Genomic DNA, 25,968 nt, shown 5'->3' with positions numbered 1-25,968 from the left:
CTCTTCTTCGAAGTGGTCTAGCCCGCTTCCGAGACGCGGCTGAGCGCAACCCCCAGCGAATCCTTTTGCAGGTCCAGTTCGACCAGCCTTTCGCGTTCTGCCTCGACAAGTTCGGCCTTGGCGTTGGCCACGAACTTTTCGTTGGCAAGCTTGCCGAGAATCCTCTCGCGCTCGACCTCGACCTTGGCGATCGCCTTTTCCAGGCGGAGTTTCTCCGCCGCAAGATCGATAAGGTTGCCGAGCGGAAGGCATGCGGTCGCTTCGGCAATGACGATCTGGGCGCTGCCGCGTGGCGCCACGGCCGCATGCTCGATGCTTTCCACTCTTGCCAGGCGTTTTATCGCAGAGACATGGCGGTCAAGCCGCTCGCTCGTCAGTCCATTTGCACCGACGATCACCAGCGGCGCGGTCGCCGCCGGTGGAACGTTCATTTCCGCACGCACCGAGCGAATGCCCGAGACGAGATCGATCAGCCAGTTGATTTCGTCGGCGGCAGCATCATCCGCATAGAAGGCAGACGGCCATTCCGCATGGCACAACAGCGTCTCGCGCTCGCGACCGGGGCCGCCTGTCTTCTCCCAGAGTTCCTCCGTCATGAAAGGCATGAACGGGTGCAAGAGCTTGTAGATCTCGTCCAGGACGTAGGCGACGCAAGCCTGCGACTCCCGCTTGGCCTCCTCGTCATTGCCGTTAAAGACGGGCTTCAGCAGCTCCAGATACCAGTCGCAGAACTGGTTCCAGACAAAGCGGTAGAGACCGCCGGCTGCCTCGTTGAAGCGGTAGCCTTCGATTGCTTCAGTGACGTCGCGGATCGTTCGCGAAAGCTCGGTCAGAATCCAGCGGTTGATCGTCAGCGACGTGGCTTCCGGAATGAAGCCTTCGCTGTTCGTCACACCGTTCATCTCGGCAAAGCGCGTTGCATTCCAAAGCTTGGTGCCGAAGTTGCGATAGCCGGCAATACGGGCCGGGTCGAGCTTCACGTCGCGCCCCTGCGCCGCCATGATCGCCAAGGTGAAGCGCAGCGCGTCAGCGCCGTATTCGTCCATCAGTTCCAACGGGTCGATGACGTTGCCCTTCGACTTCGACATCTTCTGGCCGTTCTTGTCGCGAACGAGCGCGTGGACGTAAACGGTGTGGAACGGCTCGACGGGCGTGCCGTCGGCATCCTTCATGAAATGAAGGCCCATCATCATCATGCGGGCGACCCAGAAGAAGATGATGTCAAAGCCGGTCACCAGAACATCGGTCTGGTAGTATTTTTCGAGTTCCGGCGTTTCGTTCGGCCAGCCGAGCGTAGAGAACGGCCAGAGCGCGGACGAGAACCAGGTGTCGAGCACGTCCTCGTCACGCGTCAGGATTTCGCCCGGCTTGAAGTTTTCGAGAAGGTCTTCGACATAGGCCTTCATCGGCCCTTCATGTGCGAGATAATGCTGGATCGCGGCATGCAACGCTTCTTCCTCGGTCCTCTCGACGAAGACCTGGCCGTCGGGACCGTGCCAGGCGGGGATCTGATGTCCCCACCAGAGCTGGCGCGAAATGCACCAGGGCTGGATATTCTCCATCCACTCGAAATAGGTCTTTTCCCAGTTCTTCGGAACGAAACTGGTCCGCCCCTCCCTGACCGCAGCGATCGCGGGCTTGGCCAGCGTCTTGGCGTCGACATACCACTGCTCGGTCAGGCGCGGCTCGATCGGCACCCCGCCGCGATCGCCGTGTGGCACCGTATGCCTGTGCGGCTCGATGTGATCGATGAGCCCGGCTTCCTCTAGAATCTCGACGATCAGCTTGCGCGCCTCGAAGCGATCCTTGCCCTCGAGCTGATCCCAGGCGCCGTGGAGCGCGGCCGGATGATCGAGCCCCTCGAGGAAGTCCTCATTGTTCTTGATCGTGATCCGTCCGTCCGCAGTCAGCACATTGACCTGGCGAAGTCCTCTCCGCTTGCCGACGTCGAAATCGTTGAAGTCGTGGGCCGGAGTCATCTTGACGGCGCCGGTACCGGTCGCCGGATCGGGGTATTCGTCGGCAACGATCGGAATCCGTCTCCCGACGATCGGCAGGATCACGTGCTTGCCGACAATGCCCTTGTAGCGCGCGTCGTCGGGATGGACCGCAACGCCGGTATCGCCGAGCATTGTTTCCGGACGTGTCGTGGCGACGACGAGATAGTCGCGGGTTTCCCATTCCGTGGCATTGCCGTCGTCATCGAAGGCCACCGGATGCTGATAGGTGACGCCCTCTTCCAACGGGTATCGCAGGTGCCAGAGATGGCCATTGACCTCGACCTGCTCGACTTCGATATCGGAAATCGCCGTCTGCAGTTTCGGATCCCAATTGACTAGGCGCTTGTCGCGATAGATCAAGCCTTCCTTATAAAGGCTTACAAAAACTTCGAGAACGGCATCGGACAGTCCGTCATCCATAGTGAAGCGTTCGCGCGACCAGTCACAGGACGCTCCAAGGCGTTTCAACTGGTTGAAGATCAAACCACCGGATTCGGCCTTCCACTCCCACACCTTCTCGACGAAGGCTTCACGCCCCATCTCGCGCCGGCCGGGCAGCTGTCTTTGTGCGAGTTGACGCTCGACAACCATCTGCGTGGCGATGCCGGCGTGATCCATGCCTGGCTGCCAGAGCACATCCTTGCCGCGCATACGTTCGAAGCGCACCATGATGTCCTGAAGCGTATTGTTCAGCGCGTGGCCCATATGCAGCGAGCCCGTCACGTTAGGCGGCGGGATCACGATGCAGAAGCTCTCGGCGCCGGGCTTTGCACCGGCGCCTGCACGAAACGCGTTTTCTTCGTCCCACTTTTTGGCGATGCGCGGGTCGACGGATGCGGAATCGTAGGTCTTATCAAGCATTTTTTGCGCCAGTTTTGGAGATTGATGATCAGCGTTTTGTAAACCGGAAGGGGCAACGCAAGTCAACACAAACGGCGAAAAAGCCGCAAGCGGTGACGCCCGCGGCTTCCACTCTCCGTCGAAGCGCCCGTCAGCGGCGAGGACCGCGCGCCACGCGCTCGATTTCCTCACGCACCAGACGCTCGACCAAGGTGGGCAGATTATCATCCAGCCACTCCTGAAGCATCGGCCGAAGCATCGCTTCGGCAATCTCGTCGAACGAGCGTCTTGGTCCTTGTTCGACTGCATGGGCAAGGTCTTCGAACGAGCGCGCCACCTGACGGCTGACGGCTGGCGAAACGATCGCGCCCGGCGCTTCCTCGGCGACGGCTGCTTTCTCCTGAGGAGCCGTCTGCGGCGATCCATGAGGCTCGAGCACTGCAGATTTCCGTTCTGCGGCGATATCCAGCCGAGTGGACTCATCCTCCGCTTCTGTCCCGGCGGCCGCGCTTGCCGGATTGGCCGGCGAGGAGACTGCCGCCATTCGCGAGGTGATCACAGGACTATTCTGCACCGGGAGCGGCGACGCCGGGCCGACCTGATCCTTGGAAACATAATTCACGGCATGACGCTCTGACGCGGCCCTCACTCTTGCCGCGACGTCGGCAAGGGAAAGCGGCGGCTGCGGCGACGCCTGCGTTTCTGCTGGATTGTCGGTCGTTTCGCCGGCCGACACATACGACCGCGTCTTGGACGGAGAGAGGGGCTCGTCGGATGGGCCGAATGCGACGGACTCGATTTCCGAGTCGATCGTCAGCTCGATCTCGTTCGCGGATTCGTCTTCGAATTCCTGCTGGACAGAGGATCCTGCCTGCCCAGGCTCGTTGTTCTCGATGATCTTGCGAATGGACGCCAGAATCTCGTCCATCGAAGGTTCACGCGCGACATTGAGCTGTGCCATTTCCATCCTCGTTTGGTGCGGCCAAACACGGGCTTGGAACACCCCGTGTGCCGATTTCAAACAGACCTTAAGTGAGTTCGCGGACGAAACAAACGCCGCGAATCAACCGGGGGAATTCTTGCACAGATTTGTTTTTCGGGGCAGATACTGCCTGCCTCGCCTACTGCATGTTTCCTAAACCGTAGCCGACTTAGGATCAAAACATGCAGCAATTCAAAGTGCTACAGCGTCCATCGCGCGTCTGATCAAGACGCGCGACGCTGTAGTTTCATGTGTCAGCGGCCGTCGACGGTCCGCAGGCCGAACCACTTGTCCTTGACGGCTTCGTAGTGCTCTTCGGAGCGATATTCGGCAACGGCGAGACCCTGGGTCTTGACGGTCAGCCGGCCCATGGCGGCGAGCAGCGAATAGCTCGCCACTACGGCGTCGCGCTGTGCGCCGGCGAGCGCCTCCTGCGCGTCCAGAACGTCCTGCTGCGAATCGAGCACGTCGAGGGTCGTGCGCTGGCCCACTTTGCGCTCTTCGATGACACCCTCGAGCGCCAGGTTGGCGGCGGAAATTTGCGACCGGCTTGCGGTGATGCGGGCGAGCGCGGAATCAAGCTGCGCGTAGGCCGAGACGACGGTCTGCTGAACCGAAGCGCGCGCGGAATCGACGAGGATCCGCTGTTGGCCCAAGATTTCCTTCGCCTGACGTATCTGGCCATATTCGGCGCCGCCCTGATAGATCGGCACCTCCACCCGCGCCGTTATGCTCGCGGTCGTATCGTCCAAACCGGTGCCGACATTGCCGGTGTTGCGCGTCACCGCGCCTTGAAGAACGACACCCGGCAACATCGTGCCTTCTGCCGACTTCACCTGGAACCCGGCCGTATCAACCGCATACTGCGCTGCCAGAATCTGCGGATTTTCACGCAGTCCCGTCGCCACCGCCTGATCCAGCGATCTCGGCATGGCCTTGTTCGCCGGCGCCGGCTGCCTGATACCCGTAGGCGCTGCGCCCACGATCTGAACGTATACTGCTTCGCTCTGCTTGAGTTGAGCGATCGCGCTCACAAGCAACGACTGGGCATTGGCGAGTTCCGCCTCCGCCTGACTCACATCCGTCCGCGTTCCTTCACCCACCTCGAGGCGAGCCTGCGAGGCATTCAACTGCTCTCTCAAGAAGGCCAGGTTCTGCCTGCGAATTGAAACGACCTGCTGGTCGCGCGCGATATTGGCATAAGCCTGCGCAGCGGCCAGAAGTATCTGGATCTCGTTGGCCTTCAGCGTTTCACGACTGGAAAAGACATTCGATTCAGCGGCCCTGACGTTATTCAACGTCTGAAAACCATCGAAGATCATCTGCGTAATGCTGATGCCAATCTGCCCGCTGTGAAAATCGCGGGTGCCGGTTCTCTCGGCGTCTACACGAGTCAGCGTACCGGTTGCTGACGCCGAAACCTGAGGCCGGTAACCGGCCTTGGCGATTGGGACCCCCTCATCGGTGGCCCGAAGGCCAGCGCGGGCGGCGTTGAGATCCGGGTTGTTGGCATAGGCCTTCGCCATTGCGCCGGAGATCGTCTCAGCGAGCGTTGCGTGCGGCGCGATCAGCACACTGGTCGAGACAGCCGCCCACAAGGCTGCTTTGCGGACAATCGACACCATCTTCCCTCCGATCAGCCGAGGCAGCGGCGCCGCCTCGCAATTTCCAGCAGGTCCGCTTCCGTTACGGGCGACCTGCACCATTTACCGTGGTAACGTGCTCGTGCCACCCACTGGCGAGCAAATCACCACCTCTGTGCTCTTTGAAACCCGGATTCGGTCTCGCGACAACTATCCACTGACGCTATGCGCAGCCATTTCCAAAAGAAACAAAGGGTACGTTGCCAATTGGCAACATTGCGATTTTCGCGCCGACACTTCTATGTTGAGTAACCTCAACATGTGGTACTTCAAAAAACAAACGAACGCTCGCGCCGAAATCCGGGAAGAGGTTTAACGGCCGCGTTGAAGTCAGATCGCTCCGAGATCTTGCCGAATCCGCGCACATAAAGTTTCGCACGAGATGCGTTACCAAATCCTTCCACCGCCACGAGACGCCCGCCGTCGCGGAGTTGTTCGAGAAGGCCGGCAGGTATCGTTTCCACGGCACCGTTGATGAAAATCACGTCATAGGGCGATTCTGCAGCGTACCCTTCGGCAAGATTGCCGGTCACCACCGCAATATTGTCATAGCCGAGGCGCGCCAGCGTCGCCGTCGCCGTCGCGGCCAGCCCTTCGTCGCTTTCCAAAGCGACGACGGAGCCAGCAATCAGAGATAGCAATGCCGAGGCGTAACCCGTACCGCAACCGATCTCCAGCACGACGTCTGACTTGGAAATTCCGGCAAGCTGCAACAGCTTCGCAAGCGGCGACGGCTCCATCAGGTAACGCGGCTCGAGGCCGCCGACGAGCTCGATATCGGCATCGATATAGGCCAGCTCCTTCATTTTCGCAGGCACGAACTCTTCGCGCGGCACGGAAAGGAAGGCAGACAGCACCGAATGGGAGGTCACATCCGTGGTCCGGATCTGATTGTCCACCATCTTAATACGCGCTGCTTCGAAGTTCATGATACTGCCCTCGTGTCCCGGATAGGCGCGGTGCCGGTGTCCTGGAAATCCGCGCGATCTTGCATCTGGCTGCCGAAGCGCAGCCCGTTGCCTAAGCTCATAAATCGCCGCACCGCCGGTTTCAAGCGACAGCGACGTTTCGGCAAGCAAAAAGGAAAACGGCAACGGCAGGCCGCAGCACAGCGGCAGCGAAAGAAGGGCAATGAAACGTGACGGATCCGCCAGCCAAGAGCGGATCGGTCCTCAGGCAGCCCGTCAAAGCATCAGCAGATTTTCGAAAGCCGCGACGCAGCCAGCCGATTGTTAGCGTCCAGGCTCGGCCTCGAGGCCGACAAGAGCGATCTTGCCGTAGCCTGCGCTTTGAATGAGGTTCATCACCGTCATTAGCTCGCCATAGTCGACCAAACGATCGGCACGCAGGAGCACCCGTGTTTCCGTGTTCCCGTTCGTTATCCGATTGAGCTCGGAAACGAAGCTTTCGCGAGCCGTTTCGTCGTTGCCGATCGCCAGAGTAAGGTCTGCCTTGAGGGTCACGAAAACAGGCTTGTCGTCTCGCGGCGCGGGCTTCGCCACGGATTGCGGCAGATCGACCTTCATGTCGACCGTCGCCAAAGGTGCGGCAACCATGAAGATAATCAGCAAGACCAGCATGACGTCGATGAAGGGCGTAACGTTGATCTCGCTGTTCTCATCAAGATCACCACCGCTTTCGGATATCCTTCCCGCCATGCCCTATCCTATCCTAGCTATCGAACCGTCGGCATAGCCATCGCGCCTGTGCGGCTGCGCCTTGCGCGCGTATCGATGGTCGAGGTCGCGGCTCACCAAGCGCTCCACCGCTGCCGCGGCATCCGCCAGAATGAGCTTGTATCCACCCACGGACCGGGCGAAGTAGTTGTAAATCACCACGGCCGGGATGGCCGCCACCAAGCCGATTGCGGTCGCCAGCAAGGCCTCGGCGATACCTGGCGCGACGATGGCCAGATTGGTCGTCTGCGCTTTGCTGATGCCGATAAACGAATTCATGATTCCCCAAACCGTACCGAACAGGCCGACGAAGGGACCGACCGAGCCGATCGAGGCCAGAATGCCGGTGCCGCCACTCATCCGCTTGCCGGCTCGAATCTCGATGCGGCCGAGCAGCGACGACACGCGCTCCTTGATGCCTGCGGCCGGCGCATAATCCAGAACCGCTTCCGAGCGGACCATTTCGTCGATCGCCGCAGCGACCATTTCCGCAGCAACGCCGGTCTTGCGATCAAGTCCGGTCTTGACCTCGGCGAGGCCGTTCGCTGCGGTGAGTACTTGGACCGCACGCTTCAGCCGCGATTTTGCGCCAACGAGTTCCACCGTCTTTACCAAGAAGATCGCCCAGGTGACGACAGATGCCAGCGCCAGGCCGATCATTACGCCCTTGACGACGATATCGGCCGCGAGAAACATGCCGATCGGCGACAGATCGTGAGGAAGAACCGGATTAACCTCTGCGGCCGGTGTCGCAGCAGCGGTAGTTGCCGACGGCGCTGGCGGAGGTGCGACATTCGCTTGGCCGCCCGAACCTACCGGCGCCGTGACGGCGGGCGCGGGCGCATCCTGTGATTGCCTGGCGGCCGCGGCGGAGGGGTTCTGCTGCACCGCTTGGGCGAAGCCGGTCGCGGCCGCCCCGACAAACGAAATGGCGAGTGTTGCCGCAAACAACACGTTTAATTTCCGCCGGATCCGGTTTGACATCTCGTTCCTCACATATAGTGCGCCTGTCTTGCCGCCATGGGTGCGATGCAACCCCTGGGTACGAACAAGCCCGCGTGCGTTCGCAGGCTCTTTACGACGAACTATGACCGAATGGCAAGAATTTGTGGAGTAAAATAATCAAGAATAATGCAGCCGAGTCGCATTTTTCCTGTCGGACGAATTTAGAAGGTGCCTTCCTCGGTCGAGAAGTCATTGCTGCGCCAATTGTACCGGCGGTGACGTTGCCACGGTCTCTCCGTGGAGGTGAACGACTTCGCGATGCGCATGCGCGGCGGCGCTGCGGACTGTGTCCGATCAGCATAAATTTCGATCGCGCCGCTCCCCCGCAGGGTCTCGGCCGTGACGATCAGCGCGCGGCTCGATTTGCAGGTGGGCAACTGCCGACGTGTGGCTGCAATGACGAGATCTGCTGCTTCGCACAAAACTGGGAAGAGTTCAGGCTCTTCGACAATGATGATCGTCCAGCCCTCCTGGCTTCGGCCGACGCACCATTCGCCCTTGCGGCAGACAAAGCCGCCCGTTTCTGCCGATGAAAGGACTTCAGCCACCCTCGCCGTACCTGCCTGTCGGTCGCGCGGTTCCGATTTGGCGACTGAAGCGGGAGCACCTTCGATGGTAGGTGCAACATGATTGGCGGCGGGAAGCGCCCGTTGCCATTGCGAAAAGATAAAGTCCGGCGGCCGGGTCCGGTTTGTGGCGATCGCATCTTCGGTGATCAGCCCGACAAGTTGACCATCCTCCGATATCGTGACCGAGGGGCGTTGCGCGCGCTGCTCCAAGGCGATCGCCGCTCCGCCGAACACGATCAACACGGCGCCCGCGAGCGCGAGCCGCGTTCGCAGCACACACAGGATGATGCCGCCGAACGCTGCCAGCACAAAACCGCCCGTGCCCACCCGTCCCGTCACCCATTCGCCGTTGAACGAAGCCACATAGCGCGCCACCGCAAGCACCCAGTCCAGTCCCTGCCCCATCACCACCAATGGATAATGTTCGAGCCCGAATGGCATAAGCAGCATGGCGAACAAGCCGAACGGCATAATGAGGATGCTGATCAATGGCGTGGCAAGGACGTTGGCGATCAATCCATAGGCCGGCAGTCGATGAAAATAGGCGGCTGCGTAAACTGCCGTCGCCAATCCGCCGATAAGAGAGGTGGCGACGCTGCCGATGGCAAAATTGGACGCGAGCTCCCAGCGGTGCCTGCCAGCCACTCTCTCCTGCTCCCGCATCCGATATTCGCGCCAGCGAGCGTAGCCTGCCACCAGCGCCAGCGTGGCCGCGAAGGACATTTGGAAGCCCGGCCCGGCAACCGCCGACGGTGTCCAGACGATAATGATGATCCCTGCCAGAGCGACGTTCCGCAGGCTGATCGGGACGCGGTCAAAGAAGACCGCGACGAGCATGATGGAAATCATGATCCAGGACCGAAGCGCCGAGACTGCGCCGCCGGAAATCAGGATGTAAAGCAGGACCATCACCAAGGCCCCGGCCGCCGCGATCTTCTTGACCGGCAGCCGCTCGGCAAAACCCGGAACCAGACTTAACAGCGTGCGCGCTCCAACAAGAAAGGTCCCCGCTGCGAGAACCATGTTGAGCCCCGAAATTGCCAGAACATGCGAAAGCCCGGCCGCTCGCAGGGTTTCGACGGTTTCGCGGCTGATGGCCCGTTCTTCGGCGGTGATGAGTGCCGCCGCGATGGCACCCGTATCGCCGCCCACCGTCTCCCTGATCCGCGCGCCGACGGTTTCACGCGCCGCAGCAAGAAGCGCCTTGCCCTGCGCAAACAGAGACGTGTCGGCGCGAGACTCGGCCGCGCCCGGCGCTTGCCTAGGCGAGCCGTAGAAAAACCCGACCGCTCCAACGCCCTTGAAGAAGGCGTCGAAGGCAAAGTCGTTCAAGTCGGGTAACGCAGGTCCCGAAGGCGGAGAAAGGCGCGCTTTTCCTTCGATGCTCGCCCCGACCGGAAATCCTTCGTGGCGACTTCGCGCCAGCAGCGTTGCTTTGTGAGGCGGTCTGCGCAGCCGCGGCCTGGACGTTTCATCGACCTCGACCAGATACCGCCAGCGCCCCCTGTCATCCTGCTCGCGCGACAAAATGGTTCCGCGAAGGTTCGTGGTCACCGGTCCATCGAGAATGACCGTGTCGAGACGTGCGGTCTCGACCGCGGCCAGCAACATGCCGCCGACGAAGATGAAGGGCGCGACCGCGAGCGGTCGCCAAGGCGCAAACCGCCCTCGGCACAGGAGCGCCGATATGCCGAAAACGCAAAGCAGCGGTGCAAGTTTGGCGATTCCGACGTCATATGGCAGCGCGAACCAAACGAGCGAGCCTAGCGCCAGAAGCACCGAGATCAGCACGAAACCGTGCCCGAAGTCGGCTTCCTCCTCCACGGCCGTGCGAAAACGTCGGAAAATCGAAGACGCGGCAGCATGGATCCTATAATCCACTGACGAGCCGTTCGGTAGCCACGGCAAACGGCCGCTGGGCCGGACTACCGGCGCGTTGACGGCAAGAACGGAGACCTGACTGCCGATGAAAGACGGCGCATGGTCCACCGCATCGCGCGTTATCCGCCCTCGCTCTTCCGTACCCATTCTCCTCCGCTCTGCCCCTCTGCGGCTGTCGGACCGGATCCTGCAACCAAGGTCGTGATATTGCAACCAGAAGCTCAATTGCACAAAAAATCGGCAGCTATATAGAATGGTACCGCATTATCAGATTAACGATCATTGATCTGATTGGACATCTCGCCATAACGTGCGATTATTGCGTTGCCATATGCACATTTTCGCATCGCACCATTTGCCTTTCGTACAGCTTGGCAGTCGAAAATAAATCATATAGCAAATTCGCAACGTTCACTTTCGTGGCATATCTCTATGCCACGTTGCCATAAGACGGAGGGTCCCATGTCAGAAAAAAGCGCGGTCGTAACATTCGATGGAAAATCGGCGGAACTGCCAGTGCGATCGGGATCCATTGGGCCGGCCGTCGTCGATATCGGATCGCTCTACAAGCAGACGCACATGTTCACCTACGATCCCGGCTTCACGTCGACGGCGTCGTGTGAATCCAAGATCACCTATATCGACGGCGACGAGGGCGTGCTGCTCCATCGCGGCTATCCGATCGAGCAGCTTGCCGAACACGGCGACTTCCTCGAAGTGTGCTACCTGCTCCTCTACGGTGAACTGCCGACCAAGGCTCAGAAGGACGACTTCGACTACCGGGTGACCCATCACACGATGGTCCACGAACAGATGTCGCGCTTCTTCACCGGTTTCCGCCGTGACGCGCACCCGATGGCCGTCATGTGCGGCTGCGTCGGCGCCTTGTCGGCCTTCTATCACGACTCGACCGACATCACCGATCCGCACCAGCGCATGGTCGCGTCGCTGCGCATGATCGCGAAGATGCCGACGATTGCCGCGATGGCTTACAAATATCATATCGGCCAGCCGTTCGTTTACCCGAAGAACGACCTCGACTACGCCTCTAACTTCCTGCGCATGTGCTTTGCGGTCCCCTGCGAGGAATATGTCGTGAACCCGGTTCTCGCACGCGCGATGGATCGGATCTTCATCCTGCACGCCGATCACGAGCAGAATGCGTCGACCTCTACCGTCCGCCTCGCCGGATCGTCGGGCGCAAACCCGTTTGCATGTATTGCGGCCGGCATCGCCTGCCTCTGGGGACCAGCTCACGGTGGTGCCAACGAGGCGGCACTCAATATGCTCGCCGAGATCGGCACGGTCGACCGCATTCCGGAATATATCGCCAAGGCCAAGGACAAGAACGATCCGTTCCGCCTGATGGGCTTCGGCCATCGCGTTTACAAGAACTACGATCCGCGCGCGAAGATCATGCAGAAGACGACGCATGAGGTTCTCGCCGAGCTCGGCCACAAGGACGATCCGCTGCTCGAAGTCGCGATGGAACTCGAGCGCATTGCGCTGACCGACGAGTATTTCATCGAAAAGAAGCTTTATCCGAACATCGACTTCTATTCCGGCATCACGCTGAAGGCGCTGGGCTTCCCCACCACCATGTTCACCGTGCTCTTCGCGCTGGCCCGCACCGTCGGCTGGATCGCGCAGTGGAATGAAATGATCGAGGATCCGGAACAGCGCATCGGCCGCCCGCGTCAGCTCTATGTCGGCGCTCCGCAGCGCGACTACCTCCCTGTCTCGAAGCGCTGAGCAGACACCGGTGAAATCGAAAAAGCCCGGTCAGAAATGGCCGGGCTTTTTTCTTTGGAGATAGTCGAAGACGATTTCCGCCGCCTTGTCGCCAGGTGGACGGTCGGTTGCCATGCGCTGTTGCACAAGGGCGAAACCGTCAAGCATGGCACGGCGTTGTGGCGTGTCGATCGAAAGCCGCTCGAACCAGCGCGTCAGCGCCGCCGGCCGGATCGCCTTGTTGAAATACTCCGGCACGATCGGAAAATCAGCAATCAGGTTCGGAAGTGCGGCAGTCCATATCCCGATTCGCGAGTGCAGGAAACTGACAAGCCAATCGGCCTTGTAGGTCGAAACGACGGGGATCCCGGCAAGCGCGAGTTCGAGGATGACGGTCCCGGAAGCGGCGAGCGCGGCGTCGGCCTCGGCAAAAGCCTCCCACTTCCTGTCCGCCGCGACGGAGATTTCAGGCCGGACCTTCCACGATGCCGTCAATTCCTTTACGCGCCGCTCCTGGCGAGGAACTGTCGGCAGCAGAAAGCGCATGCCTTCGTGACGCGCCGCGAGTTCCTCGACAGTCTCGCGAAAAATCGGCAGCAAGCGGCTGACCTCGCTCCCGCGTGACCCCGGAAGCAGGAGACAGGTCGCGGGCTCTTGCTGCCGCTCCAGCCGCTGCTTCTCGTGCTGGCGCGCACGAACCGCCAGGACATTCGCGTCGGACGCAAGGCGATGCCCGACATAGGTGGTCGGCGGGCCACCAAGTGTACGCATCACCTCCGGCTCGAACGGCAGAACCGCAAGCACATGATCGACATAGGCACGCATGCGCGGTGCGCGCTCAGGCTTCCATGCCCAAACGCTCGGACAGACATAATTGATCACCGGCAAGTGCGGTAGCGCGGCACGCACGTGCCGAGCCACGCGGTGGGTAAAATCCGGGCTGTCGATAATCAGCAATGCATCGGGCCGCGCCGAGATGATCGCACGGGCGGTCTGGCGGATGCGCAGGAGCAACTTCGGCAAACGCGCAAGCACCTGCGAAAAACCCATGATCGACAGCTCGGAATAGTCGAACAGCGATGTCAGCCCCTCGGCTTCAAGCGCCTCGCCGCCTACGCCGACCAGTTCGAGCGAACCTTCAAGACGAGACCGAAGCGCGCGCACCAGATCGGCGCCGAGCAGGTCTCCGGAGACTTCTCCGGCTATTACGGCCAGTTTGTAGCCTGTGCCGGTCATCAACGGCTCCCATAGCCGCCGCGTTCAACACCCAGAATGAACAGGCCGCTCTTGTCGGCCATTTCGACGACCTGCGAGCGCTCAAGGACAAGTGCCCTGCCCGCCTCGACTGCGATGCCTGCGAGCCCCGCTGCCTCGGCGCCGGCGACCGTGGAAGGACCAATCGAGGGCAGGTCCGCGCGTTCGTCCTGTTGCGGTTTGCAGAGCTTGACAAGAACCCCGCGGCGGCGGGCAGAGACCCGGCCTTCCGCCTTGAGTGCGGCAACACGAGCCAGCATGGCGTCTGTGCCTTCGGCGCCCTCGAGCGCGATCACCCTGCCGCCGACGGCGACGGCGCCCTGCCCGACATCGAGCGCTCCCAATGCATTGGCGGCGGCGATCCCAGCTTCCACGTCCCGGCGATCGTCATCGGTAGGCATGTGGGTTCCGAGTGGGCCGGCATCTGCGAGAAGATTGGGGACGACGTCCTGCACACCGATGACACGGGCGCCGCTTGCTTCGATGAGATCCATCGCCATTCGCAGGACCGCATCGTCGCCGCCGGACATCAGAGTCCGAAGGACGCTCGGCACTTTAGCGAGCGTTCTGAGCGTGGGGCGGATATCACGCCATTCCGGTCGCCGCCGGACACCTCCGGAGAGCACGACACGATCGATCCCCTCTGCCTCGAAGGTCCGGCTGATTGCGGCGAAATCACCGATGGCGAGGATGGAGTGGTCGAATCCCGTCCAGTCGGCGTCCGCTTCGCGCGACAGTGCAATGATGAACGGGTCCTCGCCCTGCCGCCGCGCCGCCTCCGCCACGTGATGTGGCAGCGCGCCAGCGCCAGCAATAATCGCCAACCTGCCCCCTGTACCCGGCAGGCGGTGGGCCGCCACTGCGGTCAACCTCTGGCGCCGCGGTTCGGCGACGACAGCGCGCGATCGCTCTCTGCGGCAATGAAATCGAGGATCTCGAGCGCCGGCGGGCAATCGAGATACTCCTGCCGGATCGCCGCAGCATTGGCGCGGATCGATTCCGGTCCGTCGAAAATCTGCTTGTACGCCCGCCGCACCGCATGGATCGTCGCGCGCTCTATGCCCGCGCGCGTCATGCCGACGACGTTGAGGCCGCTCAGAACGCCGGGGTTGCCGTTGAGCATGCCATACGGAATGACGTCGTAGCTGACCGCCGAAAGGCCGCCGATAAAGGCCTGCCTGCCGATGCGCGTGAACTGGTGAACGGCCGATCCGCCGCCAAGAATGGCGCGGTCGCCAACGGTCACATGCCCCGCCAGCATGACGTTGTTGGACAGGATGATATTGTTCCCAAGGCGGCAATCGTGTGCGACGTGAGAATTGGCAAGAAAAAGATTGTTGTTGCCGACGACCGTGGTGCCGCCGTGCTCGACGGTGCCGGTGTTCATCGTCACACCTTCACGGATGGTGCAGTTCTCGCCGATCACCAGCGTCGTGTTGAGGGCGCTATGATGCATGCTTTGCGAGTCGCCGCCTATGACGGCCGACGGAAAGATCTTCGAACCCTTGCCGACCGTCGTGCGCCCAATCACCACGACATGGCTTATGAGCTCGACGTCGTCGCCCAGAACGACATTCGGCCCGATATGGCAAAACGGGCCGATCTTAGCGTTCTCTCCGATCACGGCCCCATCCTCGATGACAGATGACGGGTGGATCTTCGCAGTCGATGCAATCATGTTCAGGCGTCTTCCTTGCTGACGATCATCGCGCCGATATCAGCTTCCGCGACAAGTTGCCCGTCAACTTTTGCATCACAGTGAAATTTCCAGATATTGCCACGTTGCTTCTGCTTGACGACATGGAACTCGACCTGGTCCCCCGGCACGACAGGCTTGCGGAAACGGGCATTGTCGATGGTCATGAAGTAGACGAGGTTCTCGCCGATCCCGGTCTTGCGGGCGCAGATGGCGCCGGCCGTCTGCGCCATGCCTTCGATCAGCAACACGCCCGGCATGATCGGCTTTTCCGGGAAATGCCCGGTGAAATGCGGTTCGTTCGCCGACACATTCTTGATTCCGATCGCGGAGTTGTCGGAATCGATCTCGATGATGCGATCGACGAGCAGGAACGGGTAGCGGTGGGGAAGAAGCTTCAGGATTTCCTGAATATCCGCCGTGCCGAGTACGGTTGCAGCCTCATTCATCCTTGCCACCCTTCTTCTTCTGTCTTTCGCTGGCGCGCATCGCCATCTCGGCGATATCCCGCAGAAAATCCCGCATCGGGCGTGCGGGAATTCCGCCGTAACGCTCCCCGGGCGGCACGTCGCTTGCAACGCCACTCATGGCGGCGATCTGTACGCCGTCGCCGATCGTGATATGGCCGTTGACGCCCGTTCCGCCGCCAATCATCACGCCGTCGCCAATTTTCGTGCTGCCGGCGATGCCGACCTGGCTGACAATGCCGCAATAGCGGCCGATGCGGACGTTGTGTCCGATCTGCACGAGGTTATCGATCTTCGTGCCCTCGCCGATCACGGTATCATCCATCGTGCCGCGATCGATCGTCGTGTTCGCACCGATCTCGACATGGTCCTGGATGATCACGCGACCGACCTGAACGATCTTGATCATCCCGCCCTTTGGGCCTGGCGCGTAGCCAAAACCGTCCTGACCGATCCGCGCGCCGGGATGAATGATGACGTTGTTGCCGACCAGCGCACAAAGAATGCTGACACCCGCTGAAATCGTGCAATCACGGCCAATCCGGACATTCGGTCCGATGACGGCGCCCGCGGCAACGCGCGTTCCGCTCCCAATCTCGGCACCGGCACCGATCACTGCCGTCGGCTCGACCTCTACACCGGGCTCAAGCCGGGCTGTCGGATCGACAAACGCACCCGCAGCAACGCCCCGCTCGCTTGTAATGTACGATGGGCGCATTGCCGTTTCGTGAAGCAGCGCACCTGCAAGCGCGAAGGCTGTATGCGGCTTCGGGGTCAAGAGAACGGGGATATTGTCCGGTACGATCGAAGAAATCGCCTTGTCGCAAATGATTGCCGAAGCATGGCAATCTTGCAGCTCATCGCGGTTCTTGCGCGAGAGCATATAGCAAACGTCACCCGGTTTGGCGCGATAAACCGGTGCTACCCCGTGGATCAAGCGATCCGCGGCAGCGGCATCCGACAACTCCGCCCCAATCCGATTCGCCAAGTCGCCCAAGCGAATCCCTTCATGGGGCGGAAAAAAGCAGTTCTGTTCCATGGACACTCCAGAACGATTTTGTACGGCAGTTCTGGACTGCTTTTATCAGAACGACGAGTTAATGCCGAACTTGAAGTTCTGCACCTCGTCGAAGTCCTCCTTCGCAACCGGAACCGCGTAGTCGACACGCAGCGGACCGAATGGCGAAGCCCAGATAAGGCTGACGCCGACAGACGCACGCAACGATGCGTCCGTGCCACGAGCGAACTCACCCGCTCCGGTCAGCTCCACGTCATTACCGTAAAGCGTGCCGGCATCGACGAAGAGTGCACCGCGGAAGCCGCTATCGCGCGGAATGCCCGGCAACGGGAACGACGCTTCCGCAGAGGCCGTGAAGTAGGTCGTGCCGCCGAGCGCGTCGCCGTTGTTGACGCGCGGACCGATACCGTTGCGCTCAAAGCCACGGATATCGTTGCTACCCAGCTGGAACTGGTCGAAGACTTCCATTGATCCGGAGGTCTTGAACAGGTGACCGGCACTTCCGCCGATCGACGCGATGATGTCCGCCTCGTCGTTCAGCGTGTAGTACCACTTGGCCTTACCGGTAAGCTTGTAGAAATCAGAGGTACCGCCAAGTCCGGCGAACTCCTGCGTAACCGTCGCGAGAATGCCCTCGTGCGGCAATTGGGCGTCGTCAAGCGTGTTGTAGGTCACCGACTGCGAGATAGACGAACGCGTCCACGGGCTCTCTTCGACGACGCGGTCATAAGGCGAGGACAGTTCGTCCAAGTCGCCACCGTAATCGATCCTGGTGAAGTTGTAGCGCAGCGTTGTCGACAGGCTCTCGGTGATCGGCGCAGTCACGCGCAGGCTGAAGCCCTGATCGTCATAGGTGTAGTGATCGTCGTCGTAGTCGTTTTCGTTCTTGAAGAGATCGAAGCCAGCGGCCAGGCGGTAGCCGAGGAAATAAGGCTCGGTAAACGACACATTGTAGGTCTGGTTGTCTTCACCACGACCGGCTGCGACGCGAATGTACTGGCCGCGACCAAGGAAGTTCTTCTCTTCGATCGAGGCCTCGACAAGGAAGCCGCCGCCGCTGCCGGCCGAATAGCCGGCACCGATGCCGAACGAACCGGTCGACTGATCCTGCACATCGACGATGATCACGACGCGGTCCGCGGCACTGCCCGGCTGCGTCGAAATGTTCACCGTCGAGAAATAGCCAAGGGCCTCGAGCCGGCGCTTTGCGCGCGCGATCATCTCCTGGTTGAAGGCATCACCTTCACCGACGTCGAACTCACGGCGAATAACGTAATCACGCGTGCGCGTGTTGCCGCGGATCTCGATGCGCTCGACATAGGCGCGCTCGCCTTGGTCGACGAGATAATCGACGGCGATCGTGTGGTTGGCAAGATCACGGTTGCCACGGGGCGTCACGCGAGCGAACGGGTAGCCTTCCGAAGCTACACGCTTCGAAATTTCGCTCATGGTATCCTGAACATCCTTGGCCTTGTAGACGGAGCCTTCCCGGCTCTGGACCAGCCCCCTCAACTCCTCGGCGTCGACGCCTTCGACGGTCGATTCGATGTTGACCGGACCGAAATCGTAGCGCGGGCCTTCCTCGACGGTGATCGTCACCGCGTATTCATTGGTCGCCTCATTCAGCGTCGCGTCGGACGAGACGACCTGGAAATCGGCATAGCCGCGATTGTAATAGAATTGACGCAGCAATTCTTCGTCGGCACGCAGCTTGTCCGGATTGTAGACGTCCTTGCGGGTCAGGAACGAGAAGATGCCCGATTCCTTGGTCGCAATCACCGACTGCAACCGGCCATCGCTATAAGCCTCGTTGCCGACGAAATTGATCTGAGAAATCTTCGTGCGCTCGCCCTCATTGATGACGAAGGCGAGGTTCACACGCCCCTCGGCAATCGGCACGACCTGCGTCGTCACGGTGACGTCGCTACGGCCGATCGCGGCGTAGGCGTTCTTGATGGACTGGATATCGCTCTCGACGGTTGCCTCGCTGTAAGGACCGAGCGGCTGGGTCTGCACTGCAGCCTGCAGCTTGTCGTCCGTGATCTTGCGGTTACCGTTGAAAACAACCTGGTTGACGAGCTGGTTCTCGCTGACAGAGACGACGAGCGTGCCGCCGGCGACATTGATGCTGACGTCGGAGAAATAACCGGTGGCATAAAGACGCTTCACCGAAGCATCGATATCGGCGTTGCTGAAGCTCCTGCCCGGGACGATCGTTATGTTCGCACGTACGGTGTCCGCGCTTACACGCGTTGCGCCCCGCACCTCAACCCGATTGATGACCGCGGCTTGTGCAACCGACGTGCCTGCGAACACCCCAACACCGGCACCCGTGGTAACCATGCTTGCTGACAGCGCAAAGGCCGACACCGCGTTCAAAAATCTTGAACCAGCTTTCATGTTTAAATCTTACCTTTTCCCAACGTCCCGCGGCAATTTCGTACCGACTCCGGTCACGGTTGCCGTTTTACCCGCTTTTGCCATACAAGCAAGTCAGCTAGTTAAATTCTGTTTACTTCAATTCGAACCGTGGCTTAACAGCCACTACGGATTCGACTTATCGTAAACAAATCCTTGCGGCGCAAGCCACGGCGCGTCACTCGTTCACAATATCCGAAAGGTTGCTACGTCCCTCCCAGGACGCGGATCGCAAGAAGAGCAAAGACCTGCAGACAGCGCCTCGATCTTCGAAATCCTGTTTCAGCCGAAAAGCCAGTTGATGTCATTCCACGCCGCGAAGACCGTGAGCATCAGCACCATCGCAAATCCAATGCGGAAAGCGATATCCTGTGCTGCGGGGCCGACGGGTTTTCCGCGCAACGCTTCCACCGCATAGAACATGAGATGGCCGCCATCAAGCACGGGGACGGGCATGAGGTTAAGCAATCCTATAGAAACTGAAAGGACGGCTGCGAAATTCAAGACTTCGGCGACGCCAAGCTTGGCCATCTGCCCGGAAATCTGCGCAATACGGATCGGTCCACCCAGTTGATCGGCTTTCATCCGGCCAACGAACAGATTCGACAGATAGTCAAACGTGCCGGTCACGATTCGCCAGCTTTGCAGGGCTCCCTGACCGACCGCTTCAAGCGGTCCGTAGGTCTCGATTCGAAAGTTCCCGACCTCCTGATTTGTCCCGATGCCGATCTTGCCCTCTTCCACCTTGTTGCCCAGCGGGTCGACGGATTCGGTACGCTGCGGCACCATCTGCAGGTCGATCGCGGAACCGTCGCGCTCGACGCGGACCGTGATAGGCAGTTCCGGGCGAACGCTGACGTAGCGCCGTACGTCGTCAAAGGTGGCTATCGGCGTTCCGTCGATCGACACCAGCCGGTCACCCAACTTGACGCCCGCCTTTTCCGCCGCGCTGCCGGGCGCCACCAAGGCCACAACCGGATCGGCAACGGCACGGCCGTAGATGGAGAAGAGAACAGCGAAAATCGCAATCGCCAGCACAAAATTGGCAATCGGCCCGGCCGCGACGGTTGCAGCCCTCTTCCAAAGCTTCGCACCCAGGAATGAACGGGCGCGGTCTTCCGGCGCGATTGTCTCCAACCGGCGATAGTCGGGCGTGCTTGCTGCATCGTCGTCGCCGAAGAATTTCACGTAGCCGCCGAGTGGAACCACGCAGAACTTCCATCTGGTGCCGTGGCGGTCGGTCCAACCGAAGAGCTCCGGTCCGAAACCGACGGAGAAGGCGAGAATGCGGATGCCGGACCAGCGGCCCACCAGATAGTGCCCCAGCTCATGAACGAAGACCAAGAGGGTCAGCAGAAACAGGAAGGTGGGTATGGCGTATTGCAGATTCTCAAGCAGAAGGCTCATGGTATTTCCTAACGCATCCGCTGTTGCGACACCGCACTGCCTTGAGGTGCGCGGCTGTCGCTGTCACATTTTGCATGCTTGCATAATCTACCCCTAATTCGACTTCGACTTAAGGAATTATGCGGCAGCCTCAAAGGCCCAACAGAACCGGACCGAAGGCGACTGCGCGCCCGCCGGCAAACAGAAGCTGGGCCAGCACCAGAATCAAGGCGGCGACGCAGGCGAATATCAATCCGTCGACCCGATCCATAACCCCGCCGTGTCCAGGGATAAGCTTGCTCGAATCCTTTACGCCGAAACGACGCTTGATGAAGGACTCGAACAGATCCCCGATCTGGCTGGAAACGGACAGCACAAGCGCAATGATCGGGATGCGCAGATCCTGCAGGGAGAAATGAGCCATGAACACGGCAACACCCGCAAGAACGCCACAGATCGTCCCGCCCAGCGCTCCCGACCAGGTTTTTCCAGGCGAAATGGCCGGCGCCAGCTTCGGACCGCCGATCGCCCTTCCGGTAAAATAGGCGAAGATGTCCGTCCCCCAAACGACGGCGAACACGAAAAGCATCGCGATCAGACCGAGATAATCTGCCCCGCGGATTGCGGCGAGCGATACCGCAGTCAAACCCGCGTAAACGATGCCACCCGGCAACCACCAGCTCGTCTTGCGGATCAGCACCCAAAGCCCGCCGAAAAGCGAAAAGGCCGCCAGCACCGGCAGGCTGAAGTGAATATAGTCAAACAGGACGAGGATTGCGATCACGGCCTGCGAAAGCCACCCGAGAGCGTTGCCCTGAAAGTCGCTCTCGGCAAGTTTGGTAATGGTCGACCATTCGTAGTAGACCAGCAAACCGATCGCGACGGACAGGAGCTGGAAGGCAAGCCCGCCTGCCCAGGTCGCGCCAAGGGCGACCGCCGCAAGCACTACCCCGGAGGCGATGCGAAGCTTGAGTTCACTCTGCATCAGGAACCAACCGCCAGCGTCGGTTGCGGCAGGCCGCCGAAGCGGCGTTCGCGGCTGGCATATTTTTCAATGGCGGCAAGGAACGTCTCGCGTGTGAAGTCCGGCCAAAGTTCGGGAATGAACAGCAATTCCGAATAGGCTCCTTGCCAAAGCAGAAAGTTGGAGAGGCGCTCCTCGCCGCTCGTCCGCAGGATCAGGTCCGGATCGGGAATGCCGGCGGTATCGATCGTTGCGGTGATTCTTTCCGCCGTGATCTCGTCCGGGCGGAGGCGGCCGGCGGCCACCTCTGCGGCCAGGCGACGCATCGCCCTCGCCAGTTCGTCCCTCGCGCCGTAGTTGAATGCGATCACCAAGGTGATCCCGGTGTTCGCGTGCGTCGTCTCCTCCGCTTCGATCAGCAACGGCAGAATGTCACCGCTGAGATTTGCGCGATCGCCTATGACCCGAATGCGAACGTTCTCGCGATGCAGATCGGCGAGATCCCGTCTTATGAAGGCCTTGAGCAAGCCCATGAGGTCCGTGACCTCGGCCTCGGGCCTGCTCCAGTTTTCCGACGAGAAGGCGAAAAGCGTCAAATAGCGAATGCCGAGTTCGGCGGCCGTCTTTACCGCAGCCCGCACGGCCTCGACACCTTTTCGGTGCCCCATCGTGCGCGGAAGTCCACGCGCGTTCGCCCATCGACCGTTGCCGTCCATGATGATGGCAACGTGATTCGGTACGTTTGCGGGGGTGAACTCTTGCATTGGCGGTCCGAAAAAAGAGACTCAGATCATCGACGCGTCAGACCTGCATGATTTCCTTTTCCTTATCGGCGAGCAAGCGGTCGATCTCGGAAATCGTTTCGTCGGTCATCTTTTGGACACGCTCGGACTGAGCACGGTGGATATCCTGCCCGATCTCGCCATCCTTTTCGGCTTTTTTCAGGTCGTCCATGCCGTCACGGCGAACGTGGCGGACGGCCACCTTGCTTTTCTCGGCGTAGTCGTGCGCGACCTTGACGAGCGACTTGCGGCGTTCCTCGTTCAGCTCCGGGAGCGGAATGCGCAGGTTCTGGCCGTCGACGATCGGGTTGAGGCCAAGGTTCGATTCCCGGATCCCGCGTTCAACGGCGCCGACCATGGACTTGTCCCACACCGAAACGGACAGCATCCGCGGCTCCGGAACCGTGATGTTGGCCACCTGGTTCAACGGCATGCGTGAGCCATAGGCCTCCACGGTCACCGGGTCGAGAACATTGGCCGATGCGCGGCCGGTGCGAAGCGATGCGATGTCGTGCTTGAACGCGGAGATCGCTCCGTCCATGCGGCGTTTCAGTTCCTTCAGATCCACACCTTCACTCATGGTTCAAGACTCCTGTCTTCAACAGCCCCAGGGGCTTTCAAACTGTCAATTGTCCGTGACGATGGTGGCATGGCCGCCACCGGTCAAGATCTCCGCAAAACCGCCCCTCTCGTGAATCGAGAAAACGACGATCGGAATGGCATTTTCGCGTGCAAGCGCCACTGCGGCTACGTCCATCACGGCCAATCCTTTCTCCAGAACCTCACTGTGGGTCAGGCGATCGAAACGGGTAGCCGTTGGGTCCTTCTTCGGATCGGCAGAGTAAATACCGTCGACCTGCGTTCCCTTGAAGATCGCTTCTGCACCCATCTCGGCTGCGCGGAGCGCCGCGGCGGAATCCGTCGTGAAGAACGGATTGCCCGTGCCTCCGGCGAAGATGACCACGCGACCAAGCGATAGATGATATAGGGTAGCGCGTTGCGAAAAACTCTCACAGATTTCCGGCATCGCAATGGCCGAAAGCACCACGGTGTCGATGTCCAGCTTGCGCAGCGACGTCGCCAGCGCGAGCGCATTGATCACCGTCGCCAGCATCCCCATGTGGTCGCCGGTTACCCGGTCACCGCCCTTCGAGGCAACTGCGACGCCACGGAAGATATTGCCGCCGCCGACAACAACGCCGACTTCGACGCCCATGGCGCGCGCCTCGGCGATATCCGAGGCGATCCGGTCGGCGACCGCCACATCGATGCCGAAGCCCTGGCTTCCCATCAAGGCTTCACCGGAGGCTTTGAGAAGAACACGCTTGTAGATTGGCTTGGCCGACATCATCGCTCCTGAACAGATCGGCACGCCTGTGCGGAAGGCAGTGCACAGCGGCATAGGGTATATCGTATTGCGCGGTATCGACCGCTCCGGCACAAACCGGCGGGTCCGACGCATTGACGAATGCCGGATACACGAAGGGCATCGCGTTGTCACGCGATGCCCCCACGTTTTCCCAATAAGGGTGAAGAAATCAGCCCTTGGCAGCCGCTGCGACTTCCGCAGCGAAATCGGACTCTTCCTTCTGAACGCCTTCGCCGAGCAGCAGACGCGCGATACCGGCAACCTCGATCGGCGCACCGACGGTCTTTTCCGCTTCCTTGATCGCTGCCTCGACGGTCTGGTCGGGGTTCATGACGAAAGCCTGCGAAAGAAGCGCAACTTCCTCGAAGAACTTGCGCATGCGGCCTTCGACCATCTTCTCGATGATGTTATCCGGCTTGCCCGAAGCGCGCGACTGCTCGATGAAGACGTTGCGCTCGCGCTCGGCAACCGCCGGGTCGATTTCGCTCGGGCGAACTGCCAGCGGGTTGGTCGCGGCAACGTGCATCGCGACCTGACGGCCGATCGCGTTCAGGGCTTCCTTGTCGCCGGTCGACTTGAGGGCGACGAGTACGCCAAGCTTGCCGAGGCCATCAGCAACCGAATTGTGGATGTAGGTCGCGACGACGCCGTTGTCGACCGACAGCAGCGCAGCGCGGCGAAGCGTCATGTTTTCGCCGATCGTCGCAATCGCATCGGTGATCGTATCGGCGACGGACTTGCCGGTAGCCGGATAGTTGGCGGCGCTGATCGCGTCGACCGATCCATCGGTTCCGACAGCAACAGCCGCCACGCCGCGGACGAGGTCCTGGAAGGCGTCGTTGCGAGCAACGAAGTCCGTCTCCGAGTTGATCTCGACGACCACGGCCTTATTGCCGGCGCTGGCAATGCCGATGAGGCCTTCGGCAGCCGTGCGGCCGGACTTCTTGTCGGCCTTGGCGATGCCCTTGGCGCGCAGCCAATCGATCGCGGCTTCCATATCGCCATTGGTTTCAGCAAGCGCCTTCTTGCAATCCATCATGCCTGCGCCGGTCTTTTCGCGCAGTTCCTTCACCATTGCGGCAGTAACACTCATCTTCTTGCCTCTTTGTCTGTTTGGCTGGCGCGCTCACCATCAGCGGCGCAGTGCCAGGAGGTTTTGGCAGGGAATGGCTTTTCAATGTGACATCGTGATGAACGCTTCATCGCGATGATACGTGGGCAAGATATTGTAGGCCCGATCGCGCCATTTCCGGCTGAAAAGAACGAGGCCGTTCAGATTTCCATCCCAAACGGCCTCGTCCGACGTTTCATTTGGTACGGCAGCCTTGATCTGCCGCCCGGCCCGATCAGGCCTCGGACGATTCGTCGAGAGCAGGCTCGACCGGAACCTCGACCGATGCACCGAGATCGCGGCCAGCGGCACCCTGTTGACGGGCAATGCCGTCGATGGCGGCGCGAGCGATGAGATCGCAGTAGAGAGCGACTGCGCGCGATGCATCGTCGTTGCCCGGGATCGGATAATCGATCTGGTCCGGATCGCAGTTGGAGTCGATGACGGCAACGACCGGGATGCCAAGACGCTTGGCTTCTTCGATCGCGATCGATTCCTTGTTGGTGTCGATGATGAACATCAGGTCCGGCGTGCCGCCCATGTCGCGGATACCGCCGAGCGCGCGGTTCAGCTTCTCGCGCTCACGCTCGAGGTTCAGGCGCTCCTTCTTCGTGAAGCCGGAAGCTTCCGAAGCGAGAATTTCGTCGAGCTTGCGCAGGCGCTGGATCGAGTTGGAAATCGTCTTCCAGTTGGTCATCATGCCGCCGAGCCAGCGAGCATTAACGTAGTACTGGGCAGAGCGCTTCGCGGCGTCGGCGATGATTTCCGAAGCCTGGCGCTTCGTGCCGACGAAGAGCACCCGGCCGCCGTTGGCGACGGTGTCGCTGACGACCTGCAGGGCGCGCGACAGCATCGGGACGGTCTGGGCGAGGTCGATGATGTGGACGTTGTTACGATCGCCGAAGATGTAGGGCTTCATCTTCGGGTTCCAGCGATGCGTCTGGTGGCCGAAGTGAACGCCTGCTTCGAGAAGCTGGCGCATAGTAAAGTCAGGCAATGCCATGCCTTTTTCTCCTTTTCCGGTTGAACCTCCGCAAGGCGTCGAGCGCATTGCTGATGCGCCCACCGGCGGAACAATCCGGATTTCTCCCGGAACATCCCATGCCTCACGTGTGGAATGGCCAGCCCCTTAGCGGTAACTGCCCGATAAATCAAGACTGGAAGTCAGTTTTGTGC

At 60.5% G+C, this 25,968-nt stretch carries 21 protein-coding genes; 1 reads left to right on the top strand and 20 read right to left on the bottom strand.

Features of this window, described 5'->3' with window-relative positions; translation table 11 throughout:
- Positions 1-17: 17 nt before the first annotated feature.
- The 7 genes from QN224_RS22300 to QN224_RS22270 all read right to left on the bottom strand — a co-directional run bounded on the left by QN224_RS22300 (position 18) and on the right by QN224_RS22270 (position 10,743).
- Positions 18-2,861: a valine--tRNA ligase gene (locus QN224_RS22300; protein ID WP_283978405.1), complete on the bottom strand. Its 2,844-nt coding sequence runs from the start codon at positions 2,859-2,861 to the stop codon at positions 18-20.
- Positions 2,862-2,991: 130 nt separating this feature from the next.
- Entirely contained in the window at positions 2,992-3,801 is an 810-nt protein-coding gene (locus tag QN224_RS22295) for a PopZ family protein (protein ID WP_173512743.1), read from the bottom strand.
- Positions 3,802-4,076: 275 nt separating this feature from the next.
- Positions 4,077-5,447, bottom strand: a complete 1,371-nt coding sequence (gene tolC / locus QN224_RS22290) for an outer membrane channel protein TolC (protein ID WP_283978404.1) — start codon at positions 5,445-5,447, stop codon at positions 4,077-4,079.
- A gap of 287 nt (positions 5,448-5,734) precedes the next feature.
- On the bottom strand, positions 5,735-6,394 hold the full coding sequence (locus QN224_RS22285; RefSeq protein ID WP_173512741.1) for a protein-L-isoaspartate O-methyltransferase: 660 nt from the start codon (positions 6,392-6,394) through the stop codon (positions 5,735-5,737).
- A 303-nt stretch (positions 6,395-6,697) separates the two neighbouring features.
- Positions 6,698-7,123, bottom strand: a complete 426-nt coding sequence (gene exbD / locus QN224_RS22280) for a TonB system transport protein ExbD (protein ID WP_283978403.1) — start codon at positions 7,121-7,123, stop codon at positions 6,698-6,700.
- A 3-nt stretch (positions 7,124-7,126) separates the two neighbouring features.
- The gene (exbB, locus tag QN224_RS22275) at positions 7,127-8,125 is read right to left on the bottom strand and encodes a tonB-system energizer ExbB (protein ID WP_283978402.1); all 999 of its coding nucleotides are present in this window, start codon (positions 8,123-8,125) and stop codon (positions 7,127-7,129) included.
- Between the two features lie 182 nt (positions 8,126-8,307).
- Positions 8,308-10,743 (bottom strand): ComEC/Rec2 family competence protein, encoded by a 2,436-nt coding sequence (locus QN224_RS22270; RefSeq protein ID WP_283978401.1) that lies wholly within the window; start codon positions 10,741-10,743, stop codon positions 8,308-8,310.
- A 315-nt stretch (positions 10,744-11,058) separates the two neighbouring features.
- Here QN224_RS22270 and gltA point away from each other — a divergent pair, with 315 nt between their 5' ends.
- Positions 11,059-12,348: a citrate synthase gene (gltA, locus tag QN224_RS22265; RefSeq protein ID WP_173512737.1), complete on the top strand. Its 1,290-nt coding sequence runs from the start codon at positions 11,059-11,061 to the stop codon at positions 12,346-12,348.
- Positions 12,349-12,378: 30 nt separating this feature from the next.
- Here gltA and lpxB read toward each other — a convergent pair whose 3' ends face one another.
- The 13 genes from lpxB to rpsB all read right to left on the bottom strand — a co-directional run bounded on the left by lpxB (position 12,379) and on the right by rpsB (position 25,795).
- A complete protein-coding gene (gene lpxB / locus QN224_RS22260) occupies positions 12,379-13,563 on the bottom strand; it encodes a lipid-A-disaccharide synthase (RefSeq protein WP_283978400.1) in 1,185 nt (394 codons plus the stop codon).
- The gene (locus QN224_RS22255; protein ID WP_283978399.1) at positions 13,563-14,441 is read right to left on the bottom strand and encodes an LpxI family protein; all 879 of its coding nucleotides are present in this window, start codon (positions 14,439-14,441) and stop codon (positions 13,563-13,565) included. The genes lpxB and QN224_RS22255 overlap by 1 nt, the downstream gene beginning before the upstream one ends.
- A gap of 5 nt (positions 14,442-14,446) precedes the next feature.
- Positions 14,447-15,265 (bottom strand): acyl-ACP--UDP-N-acetylglucosamine O-acyltransferase, encoded by an 819-nt coding sequence (gene lpxA / locus QN224_RS22250; RefSeq protein WP_283978529.1) that lies wholly within the window; start codon positions 15,263-15,265, stop codon positions 14,447-14,449.
- Positions 15,262-15,726, bottom strand: a complete 465-nt coding sequence (gene fabZ, locus QN224_RS22245) for a 3-hydroxyacyl-ACP dehydratase FabZ (protein WP_269276084.1) — start codon at positions 15,724-15,726, stop codon at positions 15,262-15,264. The genes lpxA and fabZ overlap by 4 nt, the downstream gene beginning before the upstream one ends.
- On the bottom strand, positions 15,719-16,783 hold the full coding sequence (gene lpxD, locus QN224_RS22240) for a UDP-3-O-(3-hydroxymyristoyl)glucosamine N-acyltransferase (RefSeq protein WP_283978398.1): 1,065 nt from the start codon (positions 16,781-16,783) through the stop codon (positions 15,719-15,721). Before lpxD ends, fabZ begins: the two co-directional genes overlap by 8 nt.
- Positions 16,784-16,828: 45 nt before the next feature.
- Positions 16,829-19,162 (bottom strand): outer membrane protein assembly factor BamA, encoded by a 2,334-nt coding sequence (bamA, locus tag QN224_RS22235; RefSeq protein ID WP_173512733.1) that lies wholly within the window; start codon positions 19,160-19,162, stop codon positions 16,829-16,831.
- A 300-nt stretch (positions 19,163-19,462) separates the two neighbouring features.
- Entirely contained in the window at positions 19,463-20,587 is a 1,125-nt protein-coding gene (gene rseP / locus QN224_RS22230) for an RIP metalloprotease RseP (protein ID WP_269276088.1), read from the bottom strand.
- A 130-nt stretch (positions 20,588-20,717) separates the two neighbouring features.
- Positions 20,718-21,551, bottom strand: a complete 834-nt coding sequence (locus QN224_RS22225) for a phosphatidate cytidylyltransferase (RefSeq protein WP_283978397.1) — start codon at positions 21,549-21,551, stop codon at positions 20,718-20,720.
- Positions 21,551-22,294: an isoprenyl transferase gene (locus QN224_RS22220; protein WP_173512730.1), complete on the bottom strand. Its 744-nt coding sequence runs from the start codon at positions 22,292-22,294 to the stop codon at positions 21,551-21,553. Before QN224_RS22220 ends, QN224_RS22225 begins: the two co-directional genes overlap by 1 nt.
- Positions 22,295-22,331: 37 nt before the next feature.
- Positions 22,332-22,892: a ribosome recycling factor gene (gene frr / locus QN224_RS22215; RefSeq protein WP_269276093.1), complete on the bottom strand. Its 561-nt coding sequence runs from the start codon at positions 22,890-22,892 to the stop codon at positions 22,332-22,334.
- 45 nt (positions 22,893-22,937) lie between these two features.
- The gene (gene pyrH / locus QN224_RS22210; RefSeq protein WP_173512728.1) at positions 22,938-23,660 is read right to left on the bottom strand and encodes a UMP kinase; all 723 of its coding nucleotides are present in this window, start codon (positions 23,658-23,660) and stop codon (positions 22,938-22,940) included.
- 190 nt (positions 23,661-23,850) lie between these two features.
- On the bottom strand, positions 23,851-24,774 hold the full coding sequence (gene tsf / locus QN224_RS22205; RefSeq protein WP_283978396.1) for a translation elongation factor Ts: 924 nt from the start codon (positions 24,772-24,774) through the stop codon (positions 23,851-23,853).
- Positions 24,775-25,027: 253 nt separating this feature from the next.
- Complete coding sequence (gene rpsB / locus QN224_RS22200; protein ID WP_173512726.1) at positions 25,028-25,795, bottom strand: 30S ribosomal protein S2; 768 nt, start codon at positions 25,793-25,795, stop codon at positions 25,028-25,030.
- Between the last annotated feature and the right edge of the window lie 173 nt (positions 25,796-25,968).

Origin of the sequence: Sinorhizobium sp. 7-81, from assembly GCF_030124405.1 — a bacterium.
In the GTDB taxonomy this organism is placed as follows: Bacteria; Pseudomonadota; Alphaproteobacteria; order Rhizobiales; family Rhizobiaceae; genus Sinorhizobium; species Sinorhizobium psoraleae.
Note: the sequence above shows the minus strand (reverse complement) of the source record. Positions and strands in the feature narration are given on the sequence as shown.